17 protein-coding genes and 1 pseudogene are annotated in these 19,695 nt (G+C 69.4%); 5 read left to right on the forward strand and 13 right to left on the reverse strand.

Features of this window, described 5'->3' with window-relative positions:
• Window positions 1–175 precede the first annotated feature (175 nt).
• The 7 genes from JK363_RS00590 to JK363_RS00620 all read right to left on the reverse strand — a co-directional run bounded on the left by JK363_RS00590 (window position 176) and on the right by JK363_RS00620 (window position 8,295).
• On the reverse strand, window positions 176–871 hold the full coding sequence (locus JK363_RS00590) for a response regulator (protein WP_201870492.1): 696 nt from the start codon (window positions 869–871) through the stop codon (window positions 176–178).
• Window positions 868–2,775 (reverse strand): PAS domain S-box protein, encoded by a 1,908-nt coding sequence (locus JK363_RS00595; protein WP_201870493.1) that lies wholly within the window; start codon window positions 2,773–2,775, stop codon window positions 868–870. Before JK363_RS00595 ends, JK363_RS00590 begins: the two co-directional genes overlap by 4 nt.
• Window positions 2,776–2,777: 2 nt before the next feature.
• Entirely contained in the window at window positions 2,778–3,209 is a 432-nt protein-coding gene (locus tag JK363_RS00600) for a hypothetical protein (RefSeq protein WP_201870494.1), read from the reverse strand.
• A gap of 157 nt (window positions 3,210–3,366) precedes the next feature.
• Window positions 3,367–4,809 (reverse strand): hypothetical protein, encoded by a 1,443-nt coding sequence (locus JK363_RS00605; protein ID WP_201870495.1) that lies wholly within the window; start codon window positions 4,807–4,809, stop codon window positions 3,367–3,369.
• Between the two features lie 24 nt (window positions 4,810–4,833).
• Window positions 4,834–6,513 (reverse strand): glycosyltransferase family 39 protein, encoded by a 1,680-nt coding sequence (locus tag JK363_RS00610; RefSeq protein WP_307821524.1) that lies wholly within the window; start codon window positions 6,511–6,513, stop codon window positions 4,834–4,836.
• A complete protein-coding gene (locus JK363_RS00615; RefSeq protein ID WP_201870496.1) occupies window positions 6,503–7,798 on the reverse strand; it encodes a glycosyltransferase in 1,296 nt (431 codons plus the stop codon). Before JK363_RS00615 ends, JK363_RS00610 begins: the two co-directional genes overlap by 11 nt.
• Window positions 7,795–8,295 (reverse strand): GtrA family protein, encoded by a 501-nt coding sequence (locus JK363_RS00620; RefSeq protein ID WP_201870497.1) that lies wholly within the window; start codon window positions 8,293–8,295, stop codon window positions 7,795–7,797. The genes JK363_RS00615 and JK363_RS00620 overlap by 4 nt, the downstream gene beginning before the upstream one ends.
• Before the next feature lie 468 nt (window positions 8,296–8,763).
• Between JK363_RS00620 and JK363_RS00625 the strand changes: the two genes are divergently transcribed.
• The 5 genes from JK363_RS00625 (at window position 8,764) to JK363_RS00645 (ending at window position 13,781) form a co-directional block, all read left to right on the forward strand.
• Window positions 8,764–9,750: a S8 family serine peptidase gene (locus JK363_RS00625; protein WP_307821525.1), complete on the forward strand. Its 987-nt coding sequence runs from the start codon at window positions 8,764–8,766 to the stop codon at window positions 9,748–9,750.
• A gap of 96 nt (window positions 9,751–9,846) precedes the next feature.
• Window positions 9,847–10,842, forward strand: a complete 996-nt coding sequence (locus tag JK363_RS00630; RefSeq protein WP_236075463.1) for a glycoside hydrolase family 6 protein — start codon at window positions 9,847–9,849, stop codon at window positions 10,840–10,842.
• 362 nt (window positions 10,843–11,204) lie between these two features.
• Window positions 11,205–11,534 carry a response regulator gene (locus tag JK363_RS00635; RefSeq protein WP_307821526.1) on the forward strand — a complete coding sequence of 110 codons (330 nt, stop codon included), beginning with the start codon at window positions 11,205–11,207 and terminating at the stop codon, window positions 11,532–11,534.
• Window positions 11,535–11,542: 8 nt separating this feature from the next.
• On the forward strand, window positions 11,543–12,823 hold the full coding sequence (locus JK363_RS00640; RefSeq protein ID WP_236075464.1) for a glycoside hydrolase family 5 protein: 1,281 nt from the start codon (window positions 11,543–11,545) through the stop codon (window positions 12,821–12,823).
• 163 nt (window positions 12,824–12,986) lie between these two features.
• Window positions 12,987–13,781, forward strand: coding sequence for a signal peptidase II (locus JK363_RS00645; protein WP_201870502.1), 795 nt, complete (start codon window positions 12,987–12,989; stop codon window positions 13,779–13,781).
• A gap of 37 nt (window positions 13,782–13,818) precedes the next feature.
• Here JK363_RS00645 and JK363_RS44565 read toward each other — a convergent pair.
• The 6 genes and pseudogenes from JK363_RS44565 to JK363_RS00670 all read right to left on the reverse strand — a co-directional run.
• Window positions 13,819–13,962 (reverse strand): annotated as a pseudogene (locus tag JK363_RS44565) (zf-HC2 domain-containing protein); the annotation flags it as partial.
• A complete protein-coding gene (locus JK363_RS00650; RefSeq protein WP_201870503.1) occupies window positions 13,959–14,504 on the reverse strand; it encodes an RNA polymerase sigma factor in 546 nt (181 codons plus the stop codon). The pseudogene JK363_RS44565 and the gene JK363_RS00650, both read right to left, overlap by 4 nt.
• Before the next feature lie 121 nt (window positions 14,505–14,625).
• Window positions 14,626–15,435 (reverse strand): zf-HC2 domain-containing protein, encoded by an 810-nt coding sequence (locus JK363_RS00655; RefSeq protein WP_201870504.1) that lies wholly within the window; start codon window positions 15,433–15,435, stop codon window positions 14,626–14,628.
• The gene (locus tag JK363_RS00660; RefSeq protein ID WP_201870505.1) at window positions 15,432–16,028 is read right to left on the reverse strand and encodes a sigma-70 family RNA polymerase sigma factor; all 597 of its coding nucleotides are present in this window, start codon (window positions 16,026–16,028) and stop codon (window positions 15,432–15,434) included. The genes JK363_RS00655 and JK363_RS00660 overlap by 4 nt, the downstream gene beginning before the upstream one ends.
• 166 nt (window positions 16,029–16,194) lie before the next feature.
• Window positions 16,195–17,223: a rod shape-determining protein gene (locus JK363_RS00665; RefSeq protein WP_201870506.1), complete on the reverse strand. Its 1,029-nt coding sequence runs from the start codon at window positions 17,221–17,223 to the stop codon at window positions 16,195–16,197.
• A gap of 485 nt (window positions 17,224–17,708) precedes the next feature.
• A complete protein-coding gene (locus JK363_RS00670) occupies window positions 17,709–19,409 on the reverse strand; it encodes a bifunctional 3'-5' exonuclease/DNA polymerase (RefSeq protein WP_201870507.1) in 1,701 nt (566 codons plus the stop codon).
• Between the last annotated feature and the right edge of the window lie 286 nt (window positions 19,410–19,695).

Raw genomic sequence — 19,695 nt, forward strand, 5'->3', positions numbered from 1 at the left:
CATCGGATCCGCGTAAGGACTCGCATGGGGAGGGAACCCGGCTCGGCGTGCCGGGAATTCCACCTGAAGGGGGACTTTGTCCCCCATCCGGTCCCCCTCTGGCATCGCCCCATACGGTGGAGGCCCGCAGGGCCGGTCAGCCGGGCCGTACGGGCCGATGGCCTCCCCGGGGACGTCAGCCGTCGGACCCGGGCCGTTCGGGCTGCGCGGGCTTGAAGCCGAATTCGGCGGCCTTGGCGACCGCCTCCAGCTGGGAGCGCGCCTCCAGCTTCTCCAGGATCTTGCGCACATGGGTGCGCACGGTGGCGTAGCTGATGCTCAGATGCTCCGCGACGGCCCGGTTGTCCAGACCCTGGCTCATCAGCGTGAGGATCTCCTGCTCGCGCTTGGTCAGGGACTCCAGCCGCTCGGTCTGCGCGGCGGAGGACCGGGCGGTCTCGCGGTGCCGGGCCAGCACCTCCACCAGGGTGCTGGCCGGGATGAGGGTCTCGCCCTCGGCGGCCGAGCGGATGGCCGCGGCGATCTCGTCGCCGCTCGCCGATTTGAGCAGATAGCCGCAGGCGCCCGCCTCCACCGCGGCCAGCAGCGCCGGGTCACTGGCGTCGGCGCTGAGGATCACGATGGCGGTCGACGGATCGTGGGCCCGGATGCTGGCGGCCGCGTCGGCGCCGGTGCCGTCGGGCAGCCGGAAGTCGACCAGTGCCACATCGGGCTTCAGCTCCTTGGCCATGGCTACGGTCTCGGCGACCGAGTCGGCCCAGCCGACCACCGTCAGGTCCGCGTACTCGGCCAGCAGGGCCCACAGCCCCTCGGCCACCACCCGGTGGTCCTCGACGATCAGCACCTTGGTCAGATCCGCCGGTGCGGTCACGGCTGTACGTCCCCTTCCGGGGGACCCAGTGGGTCCAGGGCGGGTGGCCGCACCTCACCGAGCGGCACCCAGAACTCCACGGTGGTGCCCGAGCCCGGCGCGCTCTCGATACGGCACCAGCCGCCCGCGATCTGGGCCCGCTCCTGGATCAGGGAGAGGCCGAGATGGCCGGGGCGGGACTCCACCTCCAGCGGGTTGTAGCCCTCGCCGTCGTCGACGATCCGCACCAGACAGCCCTCGTCGAGCCCGAGCAGCTGTACATGGACCGTCTTCGCCCGCGCGTGCTTGCGCACGTTCATCAGGGCTTCCTGCGCGGTCCGGTAGATCAGCGCCATGGTCTCCGGCGGGGGCTTGACCGTGAGCCGGTCCTCCAGCCGGTAGGTGACCCCGGTCTCGGTGCGTATCTGCTCCAGCAGTCCGCGCAGCGCCCCGGCCAGACAGCCGTGCTCCAGGCTGGAGGGGCGCAGATCGAAGATCAGCTGCCGCAGTCTGCTGAGCGAGAGCTTGAGGGTCTCGTCCAGCTTCTCCATCACCCGCTGCTCCTCGGGGTCCCGCAGTCGCCGGCGCAGCTGCTGGAGCCGGAGGCTGGCCGCGGTGATCACCTGGATGGTGTCGTCGTGGATATCGGCGGCGATCCGCCCGCGTTCGGCCTCCTGGGCGTGGACCAGATGGCTCAGCAGCGCCTGACGGTCGCGATCGGTGACCTCCAGCAGCTCCAGGCTGCGCTCCAGGACGAACTGGGCGCGCTGCACCTCGGTGATGTCCCGGATGGTGAGGACGGTCAGCAGCCCCTCCTCGGTGCGCAGCGGGCTGATGCTGATGTCGGCCGGGAACTGCTTGGCGTCGCTGCGGCGGCCCACCAGCTCCATGCTGTGGCCGACCGGCTGTTCCACGGTGTCGTCCCATTCGCGCAGCGAGATGGTGAGCGGCTGGTCGGGGAGGAGCGCCTCCACGGCGCGGCCGATCAGATGGTCGCGGTCGTAGCCGAAGAGGGCTTCGGTGCGGTTGTTGGCGGCCTGGATCCGCCCGGCGGAGTCCACGATCACCATCGCGTCCGGGGAGGACTCGATGAGCTGGCGGAACCGGCTCTCGGCGGCCCGCAGCTGGCTGAGGTCGGAGACGAAGACAACGCACCGGGGCCGCTTGCCCTGGAGGTGGCCGCCGCTGAACTGGGCGGGGAACTCGGCGCCGTCGCGGCGGCGGCCGGACATCGCGGACGGCGCGGTGAAGACCCGGCCGATCAGCTGCTCGGAGGCGGCCCGGAAGTGTTCGGGAACCAGGTCCCGCAGCCGCTTGTCGCGCAGCTCGGCCGAGCTGTAGCCGAACATGTGCCGGACGTGGGCGTTGGCGTACTCGATCCGGCCGCGGGAGCCGAGGACCAGGACGCCGCACGGGGCGTGGCCGAGCAGTTCGAGGTAGGACTCCTCCAGGCGGCTGCCCACCAGGTCCTCGAAGCGCCAGGAGGCGCGGTCGGCGCGGCGCATCGGTTCGGCGCAGTCGGCGAGCAGTTCCGCGGACATGCTGAACTGGTCGCGCGCGGCCCGGATGATCGCCTCGAGGATCTCCTCGGCCGGAGTGCCCTTGACCAGGTAGCCGCTGGCCCCGACGGCGAGCATGTTGAGGACGGTCTCGCGGTCGCCGTGGGCGGACAGCGCGACCACCCGGGCGCCGGGGACTTGGTCGCGGATGGCGCGGACACTGCCCGGGGCGTCGCCCTTGGGCATGTGTACGTCCATGATCACGACCTTGGGGCGGTGCTCGACCGCGGAGCGCACGGCCTGTTCGTGGTCGATGGCCAGTCCGACGAGTTCCAGGTCCGGGTGGGAGTCGATGAGGTCCGCGAGTGCCTCCCGGACGGCCGGGTCGTCATCCGCCACCACCACGTCGATCCGGTTGTCGCCCATCGCTACCCACCTCCCTTGAGGACGGCACCCTGGAGTTCGCGGGTGCTGAGTTCATCGCGGCGGCAGTGCGCCAGTGACGGCATGACCGCGGCCAGTGGCGCGACCAGCACGTTGTAGTGACTTCCGATGCGGTCGCACACGGCGACGGCCGCCGCGGCGTCCCACACCGCGGCCCAGAAGGCCCAGTCGCTCCGGTGGTGGTGCTGCGCCGTGTCCAGGGCGGCCCGGCGGGCCACCGAGGCGGCCACAAGGATCCGGTACCGCTCCACATCGGTCGTGGTGCGGTGGACCTCCGCCCATCCCTCGGCACGGGTCTGGCTGGAGGTCTGCTTCCACAGATCGGCCACCCGGTCGATTTCCTCCGGCGAGAGGTCCTCGATATGGGTCAGGAATTGCAGGACTCTTCGCGAGTTCGGGCCGAAAATAACACTCATAGGACACTCCAGGACGCATGGTACATCTACGGCACTCTCGGCCCGTCGGCGAGCCGTCCCGCGGCCCTTGCGTGACCGCTTTCCCGAACGTGGGCCCCGCCCCCTGCCGGCCGGTGCGACCCCGGCCCACGTTCTCGTTCGGGTGTCGTTCCCGTCCCTAGTGCCCCTGGCCCTGGCCGGACGACATATTGATGCTGGCCTTCGCCACGCCGCCGCTCTTCTGGCCGATGAGCTGGAAGGACACACCGTTCTCGTCCGCCGCGGTGATCTTGTACGAGCCCACCGCCGACGCCTTGCCCCGGCTGTCGACCTGGAAGGTCCCGATCTTCCGCTGGCTGTTGGCGGCCGAGCCGGCGTAGGCGTTGACCGTCTCGCCCGGGGCGAAGCCGGCGACGTAGAAGCTGAGCGTGGTGCCCGCCCTGCCGCCGAAGGCGCTGGGCTCGGCGGACGGGGTGTACGGCAGCACCGTGAAGCCCGAGCGGACCACGGCCCGGCTCTGGTCGCCGATCGCCATCAGCGTCTGCCGTCCCTTGAGGCCGTACGGAACGTTGAACGCCACATCGCGGATCTGCCCCATCTCGTTCGCCTGGGCGGTGAAGGCGGGGAGGCCGCCGGTGGAGTTGATGTAGACCAGCACCCGCTCGCCGGGCGCGAACTTCTTGGCGGACAGCGTCAGCCGCTGACCGGCCTTGAGCGCGTAGGGCGAGGACTTGATCGTGGGGTACATCGCCAGCATCTGGAACGGCGCGGTGGCCGTGGTCTTGCTGCGCTTGCCCACCAGGACCAGGGTGCTGGAGCCGGTCGGGGCGACGCCCACCTTGATGTCCGCGCGGCCCACACCGCCGCCGCTGTCGGTGTGCAGTGTGGTCACGGGGGTGCCGGTGGTCCGTCCCCAGAACACGTCGATCGCCTCACCGGGGCGGAAGCCATGGGCGCTGACCGACACCACATCGCCCGGCCGCCCGACCATCTTGTTGATCCTGGCGGTGCCGACCGCGCCACCGGTGACCACCTGGGCCTCGGCGGCCTTGGTGCTGCCGCGCTGCTGGGCGACGAGGGTGGTGGGCCGGTTGCCGGCGGACTCGGGCAGGGTGAACCGGGCGTAGATCGAGCCGTAGCGGTCCGTCTTGACACTGCCGATGGGACGGCCCTTGGTGGCCGACTTCCGGGCCTTGAGCAGGATGTCCACCGTGGCCTTCTTGTCGAAGCCACCGCCCTCGACCGCGGCCTTGCTGCCCGGTGTCACCAGGCCCGGGTTGATCACGATGATCGGGCCGGAGGACTGCGGGATGCGCTGGTTGCCCAGCCGGATGGTCTTGGGCGGCTTCGGCGGCCGCACCTCCTGCTCGGACCGCTCCTTCTTCGCGGAGCCGCCCCCGCCGTTGCCGGTGGTGTTCAGGGCGCCTCCGAAGCCGCCGCGCGCGATGACCTGGACGAGCGATCCGACGATCGCGAAGACCACGAGCGCGAGCAGGACCGTCTTCCAGGTGATCTTCTTCTTGTTCCTGTCGCTGTTCCGGTCCGGGATGTCTCCCTCGTTCTCGGGAACATCCCTGTCCTCGTCCTCCGGAACATCCCAGTCGTCGTCGTACTCAGGCATGGCCTTCACCTCCTCTTCCCATGGCTATTGCACACGGTAGATTTCCAGCTTGATATTGCCCTGGGTGTCCGACCAGACCCGGTCGGAATTCCGCAGCGCTTGCAGTATCCAGTTCTCCCGGCCGTCCGAGTTGTTTGCCGCAATGGACTTGCGCATCTTGTTCGACATGATGATGTAGTCGATGTTCTGCCATTTCTTCTTGAAGAGCTTGTCCCGTAGATCGGGGTCCGAGGAAGCATTCCAGTGGGAATGCGCATACGGATAGAACGGACGTACGTCATGCAATTCGCCCCAGAGGTCGTCGTCCATGACGATGCGCGCGTTGGACGGTACGTTCTTGCGTATCCAGGCGATCTGCGCATGCTGCATCCCGGTCAAATTCAGCTTGGTCTGGTACTGGTCCGCGATCTGTGTGACGCCCTCGGTGTTGGTCGTCATGAGATATCCGGTGGAGGGTGCCGACAGCAGAATGACGGCCACCATCGCCGGCAAGATGACCCGCACCGTGGAATGCGCCCGCTGAAGCAGCCGACTGGAATAGGAAGCCTTCAGCATCCGGTCCACGACCATGCCGATGTTCATGGCGAACATGGGGATCAGCGGGGTGATGTAGAAGTCCAGCACGACACTGCCGCGCAGCAGGTAGAAGCTGTAGCCGAAGGCCAGCGTCCCGGCGATCAGGAACCCCAGATTGCGCTTCCGGTCCCGCAGTCCCCAGAACAGGCAGATCACCATGGCGATGAACCCGGCCACCAGCAGCAGTCCGTCCCGCGGCAGCCAGCTGGTGTGCAGCAGACCGTTGTGGCTGAGCAGGGTGCCCTGGTTGCGGTTGAGCTGCCACCACAGGGTGTAGAGCAGCGAGACGTGGTCCGCGGGCGGGTTGTTCAGATCGAAGTCGAGACTGCTCGGCATGAGCTCGTTCTTGAGCAGCGCGTAGGTCACATAGGCGCCGATCGGGGCCGCCGCGGCGAACGGCCACAGGCTGCCGGTGAACCGTTGGCTGGGCGATCCCTTGACCCGCCGGTAGAGCAGATACATGAAGCTGGGCGCAAAGAAGATCGCGTTTTCCTTGGTGATCAGCGCGATCCCCAGGGCCAGCCCGCCGCCGAACACCGATCTGATGGTGGTCTCCCGGCGCAGCAGCATGAACAGGCTCAGCAGCAGCCAGAACATCATGAGGTTGTCCAGCAGGACCTGGCGCTGGAAGTAGACCGCGATCGGCGAGACGTTGAAGAAGAACGTGGTCACGGTCGCGGCCAGCACACTGCCGGACAGCCGCCGGGTGACCTCGAAGAGCAGATACACGCTCGCGAGATGCACCAGCAGCATCAGAAAGCGACCGGTGTTGATCGCGTTCCCGAAGGTCTCGAACTGGTTCGGCAGCGGGAAGACCCACCCGGCCAGCGTGATCCAGCCCATCGGGGCGTGGTCGTAGTCATAGGTGTACGGGGACAGGCTGGTCTCCCGCACCAGCGACCACGCCCGCTGCATGTAGATGCCCTCGTCGGTGAGGTACAGCGGATAGCGGAACAGGTGGTAGCCGTGGGTGAGGGCTCCGGTGAGCAGGGCGAAGACCAGGGCGGCCTTGCCCTTGCCACCCAGTGGGGGGAACCAGCCGCGCTCCACGGAGAAGCGGGGGCGGCGGCGCCGCGCGGGGCGCCGGGGAGCGTCGACCGGCTCCGGGGGCCTGGTGTTATCCGACACGCGACTCCGCCTCCTCGGTCGTCGCCCGGTGGGCGCCCACGTGCTGCGTCTTCTCCCAGTCGTGGCGGCCGATCAGCTGCCGCCGCATGGCGCGCAGCGCGGCGTAGGCCAGCACCATCTGGAAGGGGAACCAGGCGATGGCCATCCGTACGACCGTCTTCGGCGAGGCCTCGAGACCGTGCGCGCCGGTGAACTCGTAGAGACCGACCACCTGGACCAGGAAGTGCGCGGCCAGCAGCAGCACGGGCAGATACGAGAACAGCGCGATCAGGACCGGCACTTTGAGGATCAGGATCATCCCCAGCGACAGCGGCAGATACAGACCCAGCAGCGCCTGTCCGCGGGGGAAGGCCAGGACATAGAAGGCGAGCCAGCGCTGTTTGCGCGTGGGCATCTCCTTCCAGGTGCCCTTCTTCAGGGTCTGCATGAAGCCCTGGCTCCAGCGGGTGCGCTGCCGGATGAAGTGGCCGAGGGTCGGCGGGGTCTCCTCCTTCGTCACATACCGGTCGTCGTAGACCACGCGCACCTTCTCGCCCATGGCGGAGATCCGCAGCCCCATGTCGGCGTCCTCGGTGAGGTTGCGGTCGTCCCAGCCGCCGAGCCGCATCAGCAGCTCACGGGCGAAGAAGACGGTGTTGCCGCCGAGCGGGATGGAGCCGTAGTGGGCGTGGTAGTGCAGCCGGCTCTTGAACCAGAAGAAGTACTCCAGGACGTTCAGCGTCGAGTACCAGTTGGACTGGTAGTTCATGAGCTGGACTCCGGCCTGGACCACCCTGACCTGCTCCTGGACCATCACCGTGTTGACCAGGCTGAAGATCTTCGGGTGGATGTCGTCCTCCGCGTCGAAGATCGTCACCACGTCCTTCGTGGTGTGCGGAAGGGCCGCGTTGAGTCCGTGCGGCTTGTTGATCGGCTTGTCGCCGAAGACCACGACGCGCACGTTGTGCAGCCCTTCGCGGTTCAGCTCGTCGATCTTCTCTTCCGCCTTTTTCACCGTGCCGGTGTCGTCCTGTGAACAGATCACGAAGACCTCCAGCAGGTCGGGCGGATAGTCGGCCCGCACCACGCGCTCGATGGTGCTCTGGATGACGTCCTCCTCATGGCGGGCGGGCAGCAGGACGCTGAAGGAGAGATGGGGCGGCAGAAACGACTCCGGCGCCCTGGCCTTCCGTTCGGCGTCCGACCGGTCCCAGGTGTAGAGCATGAGATAGAGGACATGGGTCGACTGCACGGTGAGCAGGATGGATACCGACACCAGCACGAAATAGATGGCCGCGACAATCATCGGCTTCGCCTCCCCCAGACCCAGCCCGTACTGGTGGCGAAATTGACCGCGAACGCAGCTCCGATACCGAAGCAATTCGCCAGCAGCAGATGCATTCCCGCGCGGACCAGCGACCAGACGATGAGCACGTTGACCGCAAGTCCGCCCAGTACGGATACATTGAATTTGACGAATCGTCCGGCGGACCGGGCGCGGGCCGCGAAGGTCCACCGGTCGTTCAGCACATAGTTGTGGACCACCGCGAGCTCCACCGCGATCGACGACGCCGCCAGCAGCGGAATTCCGATCCAGTGATAGAGCACATAGAGGACCGCGGTGTTCACCAGGACGCCGCCCCCGCCGACGACCGCGAAGCGCACGGCGAGACCGGACAGGCCCACCGGCGGATTCCGCACCGAGAGGGTTCGCGAGAACATTCCGGTCCACCTCCGGACGGTGACCTCCGCCCGTTCGCCCGGCTCGCCGGTGCGCTCGCTGAACGTTCGGAAACGCTGCATCGCGACTCCCTCGACAGGAGGCTCTTTCGGCCAGTGAGTCCCAGAGTGCGTCACCCGAAAAGGAGGTAGTACCCGCGGTCGGGGGAGCGGTTGGTACACCTTCGGCGGACCTCTCTTCTCCCCCGTATTGGGGAGAGCGGGGACCGCGCCTCCCGGGGCGGTCCCCCAAAGAAGGGACCTGCTCTTCCCTCTCTCGCGGGTGTCAGTACCCCCGGGGGATGCCCAAGATGAAATGGGCCCGACGGCCTTGCATCCCGTGCGAGGAGAGTAGGTGACGTAATGTCAGGTCACGTGATGTCACGCCATCGATTCGCCGGCCGGGCCGGAGCGGTCATCGTGCTGATGACCCTCGCTATGGCCACGCCGGCCGCGGCAAGTGAATCCGATTCCGGAGGTCTCCAGAATTCCGAATGGGCGCTGACCGCCCTCAAGGCCGAGCGCGCCTGGAAATTCAGCAAGGGTGCCGGAGTGACTGTCGCAGTCATCGGCACCGGTGTCGACGCGAAACACCCTGATCTGCGCGGGCGCATCGTGCGCGGAAAGGACTTCACGGGTGGTACCGGCGGCTCCGGCAACCGCGACGAGGGCCGGGCGGCGGAACAGAGCACCCATGCCGCCGGAATCATCGTCGGCACCGGCCGCAACTACCACGGGGACGGGGTGTCCGGCCTCGCACCCGAGGCACAGGTCATGCCCCTGGGTGTCTACCGCGATGGAAAACCCCAGGCCGACGCCACCGCGAAGGCCATCCGGCACGCCGCGAGCCACGGTGTGCGGGTCATCGACGTGGCCGTCTCGTTCAAGCGCCCGACCCCCGGCCTGCGGTCCGCGGTGAAGTACGCCATCGCCCAGGACGCCGTGGTGGTGGCCGGTGCGGGCGACAACGGCAAGGAGGGCAACCGCCCCAGCTACCCGGCCGCGCTGCCCGGTGTGGTCGCCGTGGTGGCCACCGACAAGAAGGGCGCGGTGTGGACCTCCTCCCACCGCGGCGGGAAGCTCACGCTGGCCGCGCCCGGTGTCGGCATCCTGACCACGGCCCGTAACAACAACTACTGGACCGGTGACGGCACCGGGTACGCCGCCCCCTGGGTCGCGGCCGGAGCCGCCCTGCTGCGCTCGGAGCACCCCCGCTGGAACTCCCGCCAGGTGGTCCAGAAGCTGATCGACACCGCCGACCGCAAGGGATCGACGGGCCACGATCCGGCCCATGGCTTCGGGCGGATCGCCCCGGCCAAGGCGTTGGCGGACCGGGCCGCGCCGCCCGCCTCCACCGATCTCTCCGCCGCCGGGCACCGTCCGCGGACCAAGCCCGCCTCCGCCGAGGAACCGACGGGAGATGAATCCGCCCTGGTCACGATAGGGGTGGTGGCCGGAGTGCTGGTGGTGCTCGCGGTCCTGGCGGTGGTGCTGATCAGCCGCCGCAGGCCCCCGCACAACAACTCCCGCAACGGCTGACCGGCGGGCCGAGCGATGCCCGTGACGCTACGCGGCCGGGCCGGAGGAGACCGCCCGGCGACGCGTCGCCGCACCACCCGGTGGACGGTCCGGAGCATGGTGCAGCTCGCCGTGATGGTGCTGGTGGTGGAGGCGGCCATGGCCGCGGCCATCATGCAGTCGCTGCTCACGCCCCGGTCCGCCCCCGACTGGCCGCCCCAGCGGTCACTCCCGGTGGCCAAACCCTTCTTCCCGGCGACGGCCCGCTTCTACACCGACCCGCACAACCCGGCCGCCGAGTGGGTGCGCGACCATCCGCGCGACCGGCGGGCGGCGGCGATCCGCAGAGACATAGCCGCCCAGCCACAGGCCGCCTGGTTCACCGAGACCAATGAGTCGCTGGTCGAGGAGCGGGTCCACGGTCTGGTCCAGCGGGCCGCGGCCGAGCGGCGGCTGCCGGTCCTCGTCCCCTACTCCATCCCTCTGCGCGACTGCGAGGAGCTGAGCTCCGGCGGTATCGGGGACGTGGCGGCGTACCAGCGCTGGATGGACGCCTTCACCAGAGGGATCGGCGACGCCCCCGCCCTGGTGATCCTCGAACCGGACGCGCTCGCGCACCTGGGCTGCCTCAAGCGGCGGCAGCGCGCGGAGCGGTTCGAGGCGCTGTCCTACGCGGGCAGCGTGCTCCAGCGGCGGGCCCCGCGGGCCCGGGTCTACTACGACGCCGGGAACTCCGGCTGGCAGCCCGCCCGCACCATGGCCGAGCGGCTGCGGGACGCCGGTGCCGACCGGTACGGGGACGGCATAGCCCTCAACGTCTCCAACTTCAACGAAACCCGTGACGAGGTGCGCTACGGCCGGTCCGTCATCCGGGACCTGGGCCGTCCCCGGCTGGGGATGGTGGTCGACACCAGCCGCAACGGGGCCGGACCCACCCGGCAGCACCGCTTCTGCGACCCTCCGGGCCGCAAGCTGGGCGCCGCGCCCACCACCGCCACGGGACTGTCCGGGGTCGACGCCTTCCTCTGGGTGAAGCATCCGGGGCAGGCGGACGGCTGTGTCGCAGGCGCGGGGAACTTCGTCCCCGGCTATGCGTACCGCTTGACCGGTTAACCCGTCGCTGACCTGCGACAACAAGCCCGGCCGGAGCACCGGCCGGGCTTTTTCACGCCCTTCTCCCGGGGCTCTCCCGGACCTCTCCAGGGCTCCTCCACACCGCCCCTCGGGCCCCTCCCCGGCCCCCGTGCGCCCTGAACCACCCCCACAAATCGGACATAACTCATACGAAACGGCCGAATTCCTCTACCTCAACTGAGGTAGGCGGAATTCGGCCGTTTGGCGTGCCCTGAATTCCTGCAATTGAAGTAGCCAAATTTCGATCGTGCGTACGGTGATTCGACCCTGGTTCATTCCCTAATGTCGTGGAGCGAAAGGACAAAACCGAAGGAGCTCCATCGATGCACAGAGTTCTCGTTGTGGAGCACCACGCTCTCATGCTGAGTGCTCTCGCGGACCTCGTAGTCGAGGAGCCCGGACTGGAGCTATCCGGAATAGCTGGGTCGGCCCGTGAAGCAATTTCTCTGGCCCGACACATGCAGCCGGATGTGGTGCTGATCGACGTGGACGAGCCGAGTTGGCAAACACAACGGCTGGACCGCCTGATCGGCGAACTCCTTCCGAGCGCTCGGATTGTCCGGCTGACCGCCGTCTCCGACCCGCAAATGGAATGTCTGGAATCTCCGACAACAGTAACCAGCATCCTCAAGACCGCAGTACCCGAATTCCTCAGGAGCATCAGCGAATGAATTCCCCCATGGACCAGAACAACGCCCCGACCACTGGCGAGACCACCAAGACGTCGCGCATTCCGCGCCCCAACCGTCTGCGTGTGGGTATCGCGACGGCCGTCGTCGCTGCCGCTGCCGTGGGTGGCACCGTCACCGCTTTCGCCGTGAACTCCGATGACTCGACCGGCTCCACCACCGCCGCCGCGTCGAACAAGGTCGCCGGCGCCGATTCCGAGGGTCCGCTGTCCACCAAGAAGGGTGACATCGTGGACTCGGACGGCAAGAAGGTCATCCTGACCGGTGTGAACTGGTTCGGCTTCGAGACCGGTACCGGCGCGCCGCACGGTCTGTGGAGCCGTGGCTACGAGTCCATGCTGGACCAGATGGCCGACAAGGGCTTCAACACCCTGCGCCTGCCGTACGCGAACGACATGTTCGACGCCAAGGCCAAGGTGACCGGGGTCAACTACAAGCTGAACCCCGACCTGAAGGGCCTCAAGCCCCAGCAGATCATGGACAAGATCGTCAAGGCTGCCACCGACCGTGGTATCCGGGTGATCCTGGACCAGCACCGTCCGGACGCGCAGGGCCAGAGTGAGCTGTGGTACTCGCAGAGCCTGACCGAGCAGAAGTGGCTCTCCGACTGGGTCAAGCTGGCCAAGCGCTACAAGGACAACGACCGGGTGATCGGCGCCGACCTCCACAATGAGCCGCGTGGCCAGGCCACGTGGGGCGACGGCAACCCGAAGACCGACTGGCGTCTGGCGGCCCAGAAGGCCGGTGACGCGATCCACAAGGTCAACAAGGACTGGCTGATCTTCGTCGAGGGCACCGACCGCCACAAGAACGAGCAGTTCTGGTGGGGTGGCGACCTCCAGGGTGTGAAGACGCACCCGGTGAAGCTCAAGGAGAACAACAAGGTCGTCTACTCGGCGCACGACTACGGTCCGGGTGTCTACATGCAGGGCTGGTTCATGGAGAAGAACTTCCCCAAGAACATGCCTGGCATCTGGGAGAAGCACTGGGCCTACATCAAGAAGCAGAACATCGGTCCGCTGCTGCTGGGTGAGTTCGGTGGTAAGAAGACCGCCGGTAAGGCCAAGGAAGCCGTCTGGCAGAACGCTCTGATGGACTACCTGAAGAAGCACGAGATCAGCTACACGTACTGGTCGTGGAACCCGAACTCGGGTGACACCGGTGGTGTTCTGAACAACGACTGGAAGACGGTCGACAAGAACAAGATGAAGATGCTGTCCAAGTACCAGACGCCTCTGCTGGAGGCGAAGAAGGGGAACAAGTCGGAGTGACCCCGGCTGGTGCCACGCCATCACGGCGATAGGACAGCGAGGGCCCGCAGGCACGCCTGCGGGCCCTCCGTCGTGTCCCGGTTGTCACTCCCTGTAGCGGAGCCTCGTAGGTGAAAAGGGAGGAAAAGGGAAGCGGGGCGTCCGCCGACCGGGTTTCCTTCCCATGAGACAGCCCCGTCCGTCCACCGGCCGGATCCTCTTCCCGGTCACCGTGCTCGCGGTGCTCGTGGCCGACCAGGTGACCAAGGCGCTGGCGCTGGCCGCCTGGGGTGGGAGGCCGGGGCCGCAGGCCGGTCTGGGACCGTTCCGCGTACTCCTGGTCCAGAACACCGGGGTGGCCTTCGGGCTGGGGCACGGGCGGCCGGTGCTGATCACCCTGATCACCCTCGCGGGTGCCGCGGCCACCCTGGCCGCGGCCGGGGTGGGGCTACGGGCGCGCAGCCGTGGGGCCGCGCTGGGGCTTGGACTGATCGCCGGTGGCGCCATCGGGAACGGCGTGGACCGGGCCCTGCGACCGCCGGGCCCGCTGCGCGGGGCCGTCATCGACTGGATCACGGTGGCCGCGCGCGGTCCGGTGTTCAACCTCGCCGATGTCGCGCTGGCCGCCGGGACCCTGCTGATCACGGTGGCGCTGCTGCGCGGTACCGCGCGGGAGCGGGCGGCCGCGCGGGCCGCGGCCGGGCCGGACCCGGGCCGTATCCCGGACCCGGGCCGTATCCCGGACCCCGATCGGACTCCGGGGCCGGGCCTCGGTCCCGGACCTCGGCCGGAGCCCGGGACGGGGTCCGTCAGCCTCCGGCCTTGTGCACTGCGCTCTGCCCCGCGTCGCGCTCCGCGCCCTGCGCCGTCCCCGGCTCCTGGCTCTCCCGCTCCGCGACGGAGTCCGCGAACTCCCGGAGCCGCTCGAGCGTCGCTGCGTCCGGGCCCGCGTCCGCCCGAGCGGCCACCGCGCGGCTGATCCGCTGGTAGACGGCGAGCTCACGGGCGCAGGCGTGGCACTCCGCCACATGCGAGCGCACCTGGCCCGCGCCCTCCGCGTCCAGCTCACCGTCCAGATACGACTGGAGCATCGACCCGTCCACCGGGCACTGTCTGCTCCGGCGCCGATCGGTGTCCCGCCACCATGTCCATCTGCTCATGGCCCACCTCGCTGTGATTCCAGTCCCGTGGCCAGCAACTGGTTGCGGATCCGCTTGCGCGCCCGGTGCAGCCTGCTCATCACCGTGCCCTTCGGCACGTCCAGCACCTGTGCGGCCTCCGCGTAGGACAGCCCGTCCACATGCACCAGCCGCACCACCTGCTGGTCACGGAGCGATAGCGCCGTGAACGCGGCGTCCACGGCTTCGTCGAAGGCCGTGTCGACCACCAGCTCCTCGGGTGTTGCGTCGAGGGCGGGGGTCAGCCGTTCCAACTCGGTGTCGGGGTCGTCGAGCAGCCGGGGCCGGCGCTGGCGGCGCCGGCTCACCTCCGCATGCCGCATGATCGTCAGCAGCCAGGCCCGTGGATGTCTCCCGTCAAAACGCCCGACTGCTCGGTACGCCCGTAGTAACGTGTCCTGCACGAGATCTTCGGCGTCCGCGCGCTGAGCGGTCAGAGACATCGCCACGCGCAGCAGCACCTCGATCTCGGGCAGTACGTACTGGGCGAACATGCGTTGCTGATGGGTGTCCGGGTCAGCCACAGGTGCCTCCTCGGATCCGGACCCCCCGGGGACGCGAAAGACGACATATCACACTCTGTGTAACATCCCGCTCACGGCGTCGCGCGGTACGTTCGGCAATCCGAGTGGCCTGACGCGCGTGCTACGCGTTCAGCGAGACCAGACGCTTTCCGTCGCTGGTGCGGACCTCGAAGTGGTCGATGTCGGCGAGCTTCATGCCTGCTCCGCCGTGGGCCCAGAGCGGATCTCTGGCCTCCTTGTGGGGGCTGTCCTTCATCCCATAGCCCCACTTCGGCACCGACCAGGTCGTCATGACCTGCTCATGACCGTCCTTGCCGACCGCGATCAGACTGCAGTCCAAGGGGCCCTTGACGTTCTTCAGCTGAAGAACGGCGTCGGTGCCCCACATCTTGTCCTCCAGGGCGACCGAGGCGTTCACCGCGGTGTCCGGGTCGGTGCCGTGCACCTTGACCGGCATCTTGGCGAACGCGGCCTTGGGGCTGGCCGCGACCGTGGTTTCCTTACCGGAGTCCGAGGTGACCGCGATGGTGCCGAGCGGTCCGCCGACGATCAACGCGACCGCCGCCGCGACCAGGTAGAGGCCGCGCCGCCGTCGCTTGCTGCGGGCCGCGGCGACCCGCGCGACCATACGGTTCAGCAGGGCGGGGCCGGGACGCGCGGTGAGGGTGTCGATGGCGGTGGGGGTGGCGGTGAACGCATGCGGGGTGTGGCCCGTCAGCGAGGTGCGGCCGGGGGTGCTGTGGACCCCCGGGATGTCCGCGGCCAGGTCCGCCAGCAGGGGTTCCAGTCCGGTCAGCTCGTCGAGCTCCCGTCCGCACTGCTCACAGCCGGCCAGATGGGCTTCGAAGGCGGTGGCCTCCACCTCGTCGAGCACGCCGAGCACATACGCCCCAACGGCGTCATGTCCCGCGTGGTGCGCCTGCGCTGTCATGCCGTCACTCCTCTCTCCTCGAGCGCGAGCTTCATGGAGCGCAGCGCGTAGAAGACCCGGGATCGAACCGTCCCGCTGGGTATGCCGAGCGTCTCCGCCGCCTCGTTGACCGTCCGGCCCTTGAAATAGGTCTCGACCAGCACCTCGCGATGGGCGTCGCTGAGGTCGTGCATCGCGTCGGTCAGTGTCATCAGCCGTAGCGCCCTGTCGATCTCGTCCTCCGCCGGCATGAGTTCCAGCGGGGAGGGGTCGACCTCCTGGGGCCTGGCCTGCCGACTGCGGTGGCCGTCGATGACGATCCGCCGCGCCACCGTGACCAGCCAGGGCCGGATCGAACCGGTGGCCCGGGACAGCTGGTCCGCGTTCCGCCAGGCGCGTACCAGGGTCTCCTGGACGACGTCCTCCGCACGGTGCCGATCGCCCGCCACCAGGCGCAGAACGAACGCGAGCAACGGCCCGGCGTGCTCCTGGTAGAGCGCGCGCATGAGCTGCTCGTCCGGTGTCCCGCGATGGGATCTTGACGGACGCTCATCGGCCACGGCGGCATCGTCCTGCACACGAACCTCCAGGACCTGACCTGAGTTGGACAACATCTGGCGACTCCCGGTCTGGGCCCCGGGGGGGTTGGGCGGCCGTTCGGCCTCTTCCTCCATCACTACGGACAGGAGGGGGCGGCTGCTCAACGCGTCGCGAAGAAAAATCCGATCACGTTCAGGGGAGGGGGTACGGGAGAGCGTGAGGGAGGGTGCGCGGGGCGGCTCAGGAGACGATGGCCTCGAGCATCATGGGCTGCACCTTGCCGTCCAGCATCGCGCCCAGCCCCTCCACCGCGCAGACACCGGGGCGGTCGGCGATGTTCAGCGGCATGCCGGTGGCCTCGCGCAGCATCGAGTCAAGACCGGGGAGCAACGCACTGCCGCCCGCCAGCATGATCCCGCGGTCGGCGAGGTCGGCCACCAGGTCGGGCGGGCAGCGGCGGAGCACCGTGCCGATCGAGTCCAGCAGCCCGGTGAGCGGGGTACGCAGGGCGGTGCGCAGGCTCTCGACGTCCACCCGCACCGAGCGGGCCAGCCCGGTGGCCACGTCCCGGCCGTGCACCTCGGTGTCGTGCCCGACGGCTCCTTCGCCGCTGAGGGCCTGATGCAGCGGGCGGACGGCCTGGCTGGGCAGGATCAGCGCGTGTTCATTGCGCAGATGCTGGACGAGGACGTGCTCGACGGTGTCGCCGCCGACCGGCACCCGCTCGGCGGCCACGATCGAGCCCAGTGACAACACCGCGACCTGGGTGGTGGCCGCGCCGCACACCGCGATCATCGTCGCCTCGGGGCGCTCCACCGGGAGTCCGCAGCCCACGGCGGCGGCGATCAGGGTGTCGACCAGCTCCACCCGGCGGGCGCCGACACCGGTGAGCGTCTCCATGGCGGCGCGCTGGGCCAGCGGATCGGCGTCGTGCGGAACGCAGACGGCGGCGCTCATCAGCGGGCGGCGGCGCCAGGCGCGGCGCAGCTTGTTGCCGACCAGCAGCCGCAGCATCCGCTGGGCCATGGCGATGTCGATGACGGTGCCGCCGGAGACGGGGCGGACCACCCGGATGTGGGCGGGCGTACGGCCCGTCATGCGCTCGGCGAGCGTCCCGACCGCGATCAGACCGCCGGTGCGGGTGTTCACGGCGGCGACGGTCGGCTCGTCCACGATGACCCCGGTGCGCTTGAGATAGACCCGGGTCCTGCTCGCGCCGAGGTCCACGGCGATGGAGCAGCGGCGCAGTCGCTCAAGGCTGATGCTCATGGCAGGTCTCCCTGTGGGCGGCGTGGCGGGCCGCCGCCCCGGCGGCCCTGCGATCATCGTGTGCGGATGATCAGGGCGGGCGCCTGCGGGGCTGCGCCGCCTGGGCGAGGCCCGTCCTCCTCATCCGTACGGTCCCGCGCGGCGACTCCGTGCGCGCCGCGCGGGTGGTTCCGTCAGCGCTCCCGCGTGGTGGTGTGTGCGCACCGGTGGGTTGGTTCGGTTGGGCGCCCGCGCGGTGGCGTGGTGCGCGTCCTGCGCGGTGGTTGCGGAGCGCCGCCGTGCGCGGGGTGGTGCGAGTGGTGCCTGCGTGGTGTCTTGGTGCGCGTCCGTGCGGGAGTTCCGCCGCGCGGTGGTCGGTGCGTGTCCTGCGTGGGGGTGTGGTGCGGGTCCAGGCGGTGGTTGCGGAGCGCCGTCGTGCGCGGGGTGGTCCGAGCGGTGCCCGCGCGGTGCCTCGGCGGGAGGCCCGCGCGGGGCGCGGGCGCCGCTCAGTCCTTGGCGTCCGCGTAGCACTCCACCGCCGCCATCGTGAACGGAAAGCGCACCGGAGTCCGGCCGAAGGCGATCAGGCCCGCCGAGTCCCCGGCCCCGGCGATCGCCTCCCGCACCGCCTCGACCTCCTCCTCCGGGCAGTGCACGATGACCTCGTCGTGCTGGAAGAAGACCAGCTCGGCGCGGAGCCCGGCCGAGACCAGGGAACGCCGCAGCGCCGCGAGGACCAGCAGGGCCCAGTCGGCGGCGCTGCCCTGCACCACGAAGTTCCGGGTGAACCGGCCGCGGGCGCGGGCGTCGGCGGTGCTGCCGTACGACGGCTCCTCGTCCTGGTCGCGCGGCAGCCCCGCCTCGTCGGCGAACTCCTCGCCGTCGGCGCCCGCGGCGGGCGGGCAGGTGCGGCCCAGCCAGGTGCGCACCAACCGGCCCTCCACACCCGCGAGGGCCGCGTCGTCCACGTAGGCGACGGCCGCGGGGAAGCGTCGGCGCAGGGCGGCGAGATGCTTGAGCCCATCGCCCGAGGTCTGTCCGTAAATGGCGCCGAGCAGGGCCAGTTTGGCGAGGTCGCGGCGGCCCGCGAAGGCGCGGTCGGACAGCGTGGCGTACAGGTCGCGGCCGCTGCCCGCGACCTCCATCAGCCCGGGGTCGCGGGAGATGGCGGCGAGCACCCGCGGCTCCATCTGGTCGGCGTCGGCGACCACCAGCCGCCAGCCCGGGTCGGCCACCACCGCGCGCCGCACCACTTTGGGGATCTGCAACGCCCCGCCGCCATGGGTGGTCCAGCGGCCGGAGACGGTGCCGCCGGGCAGATACTCGGGGCGGAAGCGGCCGTCGCGCACCCAGGACTGGAGCCAGGCCCAGCCGTGGGCGGTGTGCAACCGGTAGAGCTTCTTGTAGCGCAGCAGCGGCTCCACGGCGGGATGGTCGATCCGCTCCAGCTCCCAGGCGCGGGTCGAGCCGAGCGCGATGCCCGCGCGGGCGAACGCCCTGACCACTTCGGCGGGCAGATCCGGCCGCACCCGCGTGCCGCCGAAGGCGCGTGAGACCTCGTCGGCCAGCTCGGCGAGCCGCTGGGGCTCGAGACCGCCCGGATAGCGCTCGCCGAGCAGCTCGTCCAGCAGCGCCCGGTGGCGGTCGGCGCGCCAGGGCACCCCGGCACGGTTCATCTCGGCGGCGACCAGCGTGCCCGCGGACTCGGCGGCGATCAGCAGCCGCATCCGGCCGGGGTGCTCGGCCGCCTCGGTACGGGTCAACTGGTGCGCGTACACCGCGAGCAGGGCGGCGAGCGGATCGGTGCCCGGCGGCAGCGGCGGCGGGCCGGGCTCGAACAGCGAGGGCTGGGTCTCCGCCGTCCGCACCGGCGGATCGGGCGGGACCGGCAACCCGCGCAGCCGGGCCCAGGCCGCGGCCAGGGAGCGCGGTGCGCCCGAGCGCCCCTCGTGGCCGAGCAGCAGCGCCTCGGCGGCTTCGGTGTCCCAGCACCGCTCCACCCGCACCCCCGCGGCGAGCAGCCGGGGATAGACCTCGGCGGTGGACCGCCACACCCAGCGGTCGGCGTCGGGACGGGACCGCACCGCCTCGGCGATCCCGCCCTGAGCCGCCGTGACCTCCACCTCCGGCCCGGCGGCTCCTCCTTCGGCGTCCAGCGGGCAGAGACGAACACCCCCGTCGTCCGTCTCCGCCACTGCCCACCGCATGACCGTGAGTCTTGCAGGGGGCACTGACAACGGCCCCGGGCCGCGGCCCGGACAGCCCGGCGGCAAGTCGGTGGGAGCGGCCAACCCGGGGCGCGTCGTTGACGTCCTAGAGGACAGGGAAGAAGAGATGACGACTGTTCTGCTCTGCCCGGGGCAGGAGACGCGATTGCCGGGTGATCAACCGGATACGCGTGGTGCACGTGCATCTGCTGATGCATCTACCTGTGCAAATGCCAACGCATTTGCCCATGCATTAGCAAAGGAACGCGGCTATGATCCGGGCAGT

The sequence above is a fragment of the Streptomyces coffeae genome (genome assembly GCF_016741875.1).
Taxonomy (GTDB): domain Bacteria; phylum Actinomycetota; class Actinomycetes; order Streptomycetales; family Streptomycetaceae; genus Streptomyces; species Streptomyces coffeae.

Excerpts from the sequence above, each read along its gene's own strand:
- JK363_RS00595 (WP_201870493.1), bottom strand. The coding sequence starts at position 2,775 with ATGGGCGACAACCGGATCGACGTGGTGGTGGCGGATGACGACCCGGCC.
- JK363_RS00600 (WP_201870494.1), bottom strand. The coding sequence starts at position 3,209 with ATGAGTGTTATTTTCGGCCCGAACTCGCGAAGAGTCCTGCAATTCCTG.
- JK363_RS00605 (WP_201870495.1), bottom strand. The coding sequence starts at position 4,809 with ATGCCTGAGTACGACGACGACTGGGATGTTCCGGAGGACGAGGACAGG.
- JK363_RS00615 (WP_201870496.1), bottom strand. The coding sequence starts at position 7,798 with ATGATTGTCGCGGCCATCTATTTCGTGCTGGTGTCGGTATCCATCCTG.
- JK363_RS00620 (WP_201870497.1), bottom strand. The coding sequence starts at position 8,295 with ATGCAGCGTTTCCGAACGTTCAGCGAGCGCACCGGCGAGCCGGGCGAA.
- JK363_RS00630 (WP_236075463.1), top strand. The coding sequence starts at position 9,847 with ATGGTGCAGCTCGCCGTGATGGTGCTGGTGGTGGAGGCGGCCATGGCC.
- JK363_RS00640 (WP_236075464.1), top strand. The coding sequence starts at position 11,543 with ATGGACCAGAACAACGCCCCGACCACTGGCGAGACCACCAAGACGTCG.
- JK363_RS00645 (WP_201870502.1), top strand. The coding sequence starts at position 12,987 with ATGAGACAGCCCCGTCCGTCCACCGGCCGGATCCTCTTCCCGGTCACC.
- JK363_RS00655 (WP_201870504.1), bottom strand. The coding sequence starts at position 15,435 with ATGACAGCGCAGGCGCACCACGCGGGACATGACGCCGTTGGGGCGTAT.
- JK363_RS00660 (WP_201870505.1), bottom strand. The coding sequence starts at position 16,028 with ATGTTGTCCAACTCAGGTCAGGTCCTGGAGGTTCGTGTGCAGGACGAT.
- JK363_RS00665 (WP_201870506.1), bottom strand. The coding sequence starts at position 17,223 with ATGAGCATCAGCCTTGAGCGACTGCGCCGCTGCTCCATCGCCGTGGAC.
- JK363_RS00670 (WP_201870507.1), bottom strand. The coding sequence starts at position 19,409 with ATGCGGTGGGCAGTGGCGGAGACGGACGACGGGGGTGTTCGTCTCTGC.